Below are 6,342 nucleotides of genomic sequence, written 5' to 3' on the forward strand. Positions count from 1 at the left end.
CGCGGATCGCCCATGTCGTAATCGCGGGGGTTGCTCCTGGGCCGAACGGGTGACCGAGCGCCCCGCAGGTCGCGGTACGGTCCGACGATGGGGGTCGTCCTGGTGCACGGGGTCCGCACGTCGCGCACGATGTGGCGCCCGCAGGTCGAGGCGCTCGCGCGGGCGGGCCTCGCGACCGTCGCGGTGGACCTGCCGGGTCACGGCACGCGCGCGGACGAGCAGTTCACGCTGGACGAGGCGGTCGCGACGGTCGCGCGCGCGGTCGACGCGCTGGGCGGACGGGCGCTCGTCGCCGGGCTCTCCCTCGGCGGATACGTCTCGATCGCGCACGCCGCGCGCCACCCCGAGCAGGTCGCCGGGCTCGTCGCGGCGGGGTGCTGCACGCGTCCCCGGCGCGTGCTGGTCGCAGGGTGGGCGACGGTCGCCCGGGGCATCGGCCGGCTGCCCGACGCGGGCGCGGGCCTGAACGAGCGGTTCGCGCGCACCTTCGTGGGCGAGCAGGCGACCTCCGACCTGGGCGCGGGTGGGTTCGCGCTCGAGGTCATGGGCGACGTGCTGCGTGAGGTCGGTGCGTTCGACCCGGTGGCCGCGCTCGCCCACGTCCGGGCGCCCGTGTGGCTCGTCAACGGGCGCTGGGACCACTTCCGGGGCGACGAGCAGCAGTTCCTCGCGGCATGCCGCGACGGTCGGCTGGTCGTCGTGCCGGGGGCGACGCACCTGGTCAGCGTGGTCGCGCCGGTCCGGTTCACGCGCGTGCTGCTCGAGGCGTCCGCCGAGGTGAGCGTCAGTCCGTGAGCTTGGCGTCGTGCATCGCGCTCGCGAACGCCCCGTCGACGTGCACCTGGAGCTGGTCGCCCTCGTAGCGCGTGATCTGCTGGAGCGCACCGCTCTCGGCCCGGTAGTACACGTGCGGGCTCAGCGGTCCTGGCATGTCCTGGCCCGCGCGCGCGACGCGTGACATGAGGTGCAGCGCGTGCACCACGGTCGCGTCGTGCAGCACGTGCACCAGGAGGCTCGAGCGCGTCGGCAGGGCGACGAGCGTGCCGAACGGTCGGTCGGTCAGGCCGACCGACGCGAGCAGCTCGTCGTGCAGCAGGAGGCGCGAGGCGCCGAAGTGGTCCTCGCTCTCGAACACGTGGACCTCGTGCTCGACGCGCTGGTGCGCGGGAGCGGGCAGGCGGCGCAGCCCGGCGAGCGCGGCGTCGCCGAGCGCGGCCCACCCGCCGAGGCGGGTGGTGAGCAGGATGTCGACGGTGTCCGGGGTGTCGATCGCGGCGCGCACGCACAGCCCCGCTCCCAACGACGGTCCGGCGTCGGGGTCGACGACGGGGAGCTCGGACTCGGCCACGATGCGCGCCACCAGCCGACGCCCGAGCTCGTCGGCCGGGGCCACAGGCGCCGCGTCATCGAGGACCGACGGGTCGTCGGCGCGCTGCGCGCTCGCGCGCGGGGACTGCTCGGGCTCGTCGGGTCGACGCGTGAACCAGGCCATGGCGAGGACCGTAACGTGTGCCCGGCTCAGCCCCGGCGTCGGCGTGCCGCCCGGCGCGCGCGCCGGCTGCGGTCGACGAGCCCCAGCCCGGCGAGCGTGTCCGCGAACCGTCCCTCGATGCGTACCTGCACCTCGTCGTCCGCGTGCTCGGTGATGCGCTGCAACCCGCCGTCGACGTGGCGGAAGTACACGTCCGCGCTGATGGCCCCGGCCTCCGAGGACCGCATCCGGGCGACCGTGGCCATGAGGTGCGCGGCGCGCAGGACCTGCTCGTCGCGCACGACGTGCACGAGCAGGGCCCGGGGGTCCGGCAGCGCCACGAGCGTGCCGTGCGTCAGGTCGTCCACGCCGACACCCGCCAGGACGTCCTCGAGCACCAGGATCAGGCTCGCGGTGCGGTCGTCGCCCGAGAACGCGTGCATCGCGTGGCTGGCGACCTGGTGCTCGCGCGCCGGCAGGGCACGCAGCGCGGCGAGATCGTCGTCGGTGGGGACGTGCGCGCCGGCCGGTTCGACGAGCGCGGGCACGCCGTCGCGCAGCACGACGACCACCTCGGTGGGCTCGGGTGCGACGTCGTCGGCGACCGCGGCTTCGTCGTCCGCGGGCGCGGGGGGATCAGTCGCCATGACGTCCGACCCTACCCACCCGTGGGCCTGACGATCAGCCCGCGGTGAGGGTCCAGGCGCGCACGCCGCCGACGATCCCGGCCTGGTTCGGCACCACGACGACCTCGTCGCCGAGCCGGTCCAGCACGTTCGGCGTGACGTGCCGCGCGTTGCCGCCACCGAGGTACACCCGGTCCCAGTGGAAGACGGGCCGGAACCCCTCGACGACGCGCTGCACGCGCCGCGCCCACAGCGCGTTGCCGAGGCGTCGGCGCTCGGGCTGGCCGATGTACTCGTCGTACGTGACACCGCGCCGCACGGGTGCGTGGGACAGCTCCAGGTGCGGGGCGAGGCGCCCGCCGTCGAAGAGTGCGGACCCCAGGCCGGTGCCGAGGGTCAGCACGAGCTCCAGCCCGGTCCCGGAGACCACACCGGCGCCGTGCACCTCCGCGTCGTTCAGCACGATCGTCGGCAGGCCGAGCCGCGACTCGAGCGCCGCCCGTACGTCGCACCCGGACCACGCGACGACGAGCGCGGGGTCGACGCTCGAGCGCGGGCCGCTGCGGGTCACGTAGTGCGGCGTCGCGACGACCACGCCGTGCCGGATCATGCCCGGCATGCCGACGGTCACCCGGTCGGCCGGCGGGAGGTCCGCGGCGATCGCCGCGATCGTCTCCACGAGACGCTGCGGGGGCAGGGGGTAGGGCGTGGGCACCCGCAGCGCGGGCGCGTGCAGCGTGCCGGCGGCGTCGAGCACCGACGCCTTGATGCCGCCGCCACCGCAGTCGACGGCGAGCGTGTACGGGTCCTGACCGGGCACGGGCCCACGCTAGTGCGCGCGGGCGCCCGGTACCGTGGCGGGCGTGACCGTCCGCCTGCGCCTCGACCTCGCGTACGACGGCACCGACTTCGCCGGGTGGGCGCGCCAGCCCGCGCTGCGCACGGTGCAGGGGGCCCTCGAGGACGCGCTCGCGACGATCCTGCGCACCGGACCGCGCGGCCTGGCGGCGCCGCGCCTCGTCGTCGCCGGCCGCACCGACGCGGGGGTGCACGCCCGGGGGCAGGTCGCGCACGTCGACGTCGACGACGACGCGCTCGCGGCCGCTCGAGGGCGCAGCGAGCGCGACCCGCTCGACGCGCTGACCACCCGGCTCGCGGGCGTGCTGCCCGCCGACCTCGTCGTGCACCGTGCGAGCCTCGCCCCGGTCGGCTTCGACGCGCGCTTCTCGGCGCTGCGCCGCCGCTACGCCTACCGGGTGTGCGACACGGCCGCCGCGCGCGACCCGCTGACCCGCTCGCACGTCCTGTGGCACGCACGCGTGCTCGACGTCGACGCGATGCAGGAGGCCGCGGACGCGCTCGTCGGGCTGCACGACTTCGCGGCGTACTGCAAGCCGCGTCCGGACGCCACGACGATCCGCACGCTCGAGCGCTTCGCGTGGTCCCGTCCGGCCGACGGGCCGGACGCCGGGCTCGTCGTCGCGACCGTGCAGGCCGACGCGTTCTGCCACTCGATGGTCCGCTCGCTGGTCGGTGCGAGCCTCGCCGTGGGCGAGGGCCGCAGGCCGGTGACCTGGCCGGGCGACCTGCTCGCGGCGCGTCGTCGCGACGCGGCCGCGCACGTCGTGGCGGCGCACGGGCTCACGCTCGAGCACGTCGAGTACCCGCCCGACGACGCGCTCGCCGCACGCGCCGACCGCACGCGCGCCCGGCGCGGCGAGCACGAGGTGACGCGCGCCGACGGGTGCTGCTGAGAGGCTCTCGCGCGTCCGGGAGACGATGGACGACGACGAACGGACGACGAAGTGAAGGGCGAAGGCATGGTGACGCAGACGCAGGCCGCCGTCGCGGACGTGCTCGCCGAGCTCGCCGCGCTCGAGGACCCGAAGATCCGCGCGGTCAACGAGCGCCACGGCGACGACCACGGCGTGAACCTCACCCGGCTGCGCGCCGTGGCGAAGCGGCTGAAGACCGACCAGGACCTCGCGGGCCGCCTGTGGACGACCGGTGACACCGCCGCGCGCCTCGTCGCGATCCTCATCAGCCGACCGAGGGCGTACCGCGCCGACGAGCTCGACGCCATGCTCCGCGACGCGCGCGTGCCCAAGGTGCACGGGTGGCTGCTGAGCTACGTCGTGCGCAAGAGCCCGCACGTCGAGGAGCTGCGCGTGCTGTGGTTCGCCGACCCCGACCCGGTCGTGGCGAGCGCGGGGTGGGCCCTGACGAGCGACCGCGTCGCCCGGGCCCCGGACGGACTCGACCTGACCGGGCTGCTCGACCGCATCGAGGCCGACATGCGTGACGCGCCCGAGCGTCTGCAGTGGGCGATGAACGAGTGCCTCGCGACGATCGGCATCCACCACCCGGAGCTGCGCGCCCGGGCGATCGACATCGGTGAGCGTCTCGAGGTGCTCAAGGACTACCCGACCCCTGCGGGGTGCACGTCGCCGTTCGCGCCGGTCTGGATCGGCGAGATGGTGCGCCGCCAGGCGCTGGCACCGGCCCCCTCCGCACGTTCCTGACGCGCGTGCCGCGCGCCCGGCCGGGTGGTGCGGGAGGCTGATCCCGAGCGAAGGAGGCCGTGCCATGACCGTCGCCCCGCCCGAGGTCGGCGCCGCGCTGCTCGCGCACGCCGAGCCGCCCGAGGAGGTCCTCGCCGCGCTCGCCTCGACGTCCGACGGGCTGGCCGACGACGAGGCGAGGCGCCGGCTCGCGCAGGTCGGGCCCAACCGGCTCCCCGAGGCGCCGCGCCCGAACGTGGTGCTGCGGTTCCTCGGTCACTTCGACGACGTCCTCATCTACATCCTGCTCGCGGCCGCGGTGCTCAAGGCGATCCTCGGCGACTGGGTCGACTTCACGGTCATCCTCGTCGTCGCGGTCGCGAACGCGGTCGTGGGGTTCGTCCAGGAGGGGCGCGCGGACAAGGCGCTCGCGGGCATCGCGACGATGCTCTCGCTCGAGGCCGATGCGCGGCGTGACGGCGAGTGGCGCTCGGTGCCCGCGGACGACCTCGTGCCGGGGGACGTCGTGCGCGTCCGCTCGGGCGACCGGGTGCCGGCGGACGTCCGGCTCCTCGACTCGACCACGTTGCAGGTCGAGGAGGCCGCGCTCACGGGGGAGTCCGTCCCCGCGGTCAAGGAGGTCGCGGCGGTGGGCGCCGACGCGGGTGTGGGTGACCGCAGCTCGATGCTGTTCTCCGGCACGATCGTCACCGCGGGGCGAGGGACCGGTGTCGTGGTCGCGACGGGCCCGGCCACGCAGATCGGGCGGATCCAGGAGCTCGTCGCCGGGGTGGACCACCTCGACACCCCGCTGACCCGCCAGCTCGCGCGGCTCGGCAAGCAGCTCAGCCTGCTGATCCTGCTGATGGCCGGCGCGATGCTCGTCATCGGGCGCGTGATCCACAGCTTCGCGCTCGACGAGCTGGTCTCCGCGGCGATCGGGTTCGCGGTCGCGGCGGTTCCCGAGGGCCTGCCCGCGCTCGTCACCGTGACCCTCGCCCTCGGCGTGCAGCAGATGGCCCGCCGGAACGCGATCACGCGCAAGCTCACGGCGGTCGAGGGGTTGGGCTCGGTCACGACGATCTGCTCGGACAAGACCGGGACGCTGACCCGCAACGAGATGACCGCGCGGACCGTGGTCACCGCGCACGGTCGCTACGACGTCGACGGCCTCGGCTACGAGCCCGTCGGCGCCGTGCGGGTGCAGGGCTCTGCTCAGAGGCAGGACGCCGTGCCCGGGGACGGCGCTCCGGGCGACTCGACGGACGCGCCGCTCGACCTCGCGCGTCACGGCGACCTGGCCGACCTCGTCGTCGCCGGACAGCTGTGCAACGACGCGCGCGTCGTCCGGACCGACGGCCGGTGGGGGATCGTCGGCCAGCCGACCGAGGCCGCGATCGTCGTGCTCGCGCTCAAGGTGGGGCTCACGGCCGACGCGACGCGGCTCGCAGTCGTGCCGTTCGAGTCCTCGACCAAGTTCTCCGCGACGCTCGACGAGCTCGCCGACGGCACCCGGTTCGTGCACGTGCTCGGCGCGCCCGACCGGCTCCTCGAGCGGTGCGCGACGCAGCGCACGCAGGCCGGTCCGGCGCCGCTGGACGCCGCGCGCTGGCACGCAGCGATCGACGAGCTCGGCGCGCAGGGGCTGCGGGTCCTCGCGGCGGCCCGCCGCCCGGCGCCCGGCGAGGACGCGCTCGCGGCCGACGACGTGGGCAGCCGCCTCGAGTTCCTCGGGCTCGTCGGG

7 protein-coding genes are annotated in these 6,342 nt (G+C 75.5%); 4 read left to right on the forward strand and 3 right to left on the reverse strand.

Going from position 1 to position 6,342, the window contains the following annotated elements:
• The first annotated feature begins 87 nt into the window (after positions 1–87).
• Entirely contained in the window at positions 88–795 is a 708-nt protein-coding gene (locus CWIS_RS07045) for an alpha/beta fold hydrolase (protein ID WP_048342551.1), read from the forward strand.
• On the opposite strand, the gene CWIS_RS07050 is transcribed toward CWIS_RS07045, so the two are convergent.
• The 3 genes from CWIS_RS07050 to CWIS_RS07060 are packed head-to-tail and all read right to left on the reverse strand — an operon-like array spanning position 785 to position 2,917.
• On the reverse strand, positions 785–1,492 hold the full coding sequence (locus CWIS_RS07050; RefSeq protein ID WP_048342552.1) for a hypothetical protein: 708 nt from the start codon (positions 1,490–1,492) through the stop codon (positions 785–787). The two genes, CWIS_RS07045 and CWIS_RS07050, sit on opposite strands and share 11 nt — an antisense overlap.
• A gap of 26 nt (positions 1,493–1,518) precedes the next feature.
• On the reverse strand, positions 1,519–2,118 hold the full coding sequence (locus tag CWIS_RS07055; protein ID WP_048342553.1) for a hypothetical protein: 600 nt from the start codon (positions 2,116–2,118) through the stop codon (positions 1,519–1,521).
• A gap of 34 nt (positions 2,119–2,152) precedes the next feature.
• The gene (locus tag CWIS_RS07060; protein ID WP_048342554.1) at positions 2,153–2,917 is read right to left on the reverse strand and encodes an ROK family protein; all 765 of its coding nucleotides are present in this window, start codon (positions 2,915–2,917) and stop codon (positions 2,153–2,155) included.
• Between the two features lie 43 nt (positions 2,918–2,960).
• Between CWIS_RS07060 and truA the strand changes: the two genes are divergently transcribed.
• The 3 genes from truA to CWIS_RS19300 all read left to right on the forward strand — a co-directional run.
• Positions 2,961–3,851, forward strand: coding sequence for a tRNA pseudouridine(38-40) synthase TruA (gene truA, locus CWIS_RS07065; RefSeq protein ID WP_231583711.1), 891 nt, complete (start codon positions 2,961–2,963; stop codon positions 3,849–3,851).
• Between the two features lie 66 nt (positions 3,852–3,917).
• Positions 3,918–4,619 (forward strand): DNA alkylation repair protein, encoded by a 702-nt coding sequence (locus CWIS_RS07070; RefSeq protein ID WP_048342556.1) that lies wholly within the window; start codon positions 3,918–3,920, stop codon positions 4,617–4,619.
• Positions 4,620–4,683: 64 nt separating this feature from the next.
• On the forward strand, positions 4,684–6,342 hold a 1,659-nt coding region (locus tag CWIS_RS19300), incomplete at its 3' end, for an HAD-IC family P-type ATPase (protein ID WP_048342565.1).

Source organism: Cellulomonas sp. A375-1, assembly GCF_001040865.1.
Lineage (GTDB): Bacteria > Actinomycetota > Actinomycetes > Actinomycetales > Cellulomonadaceae > Cellulomonas > Cellulomonas gelida.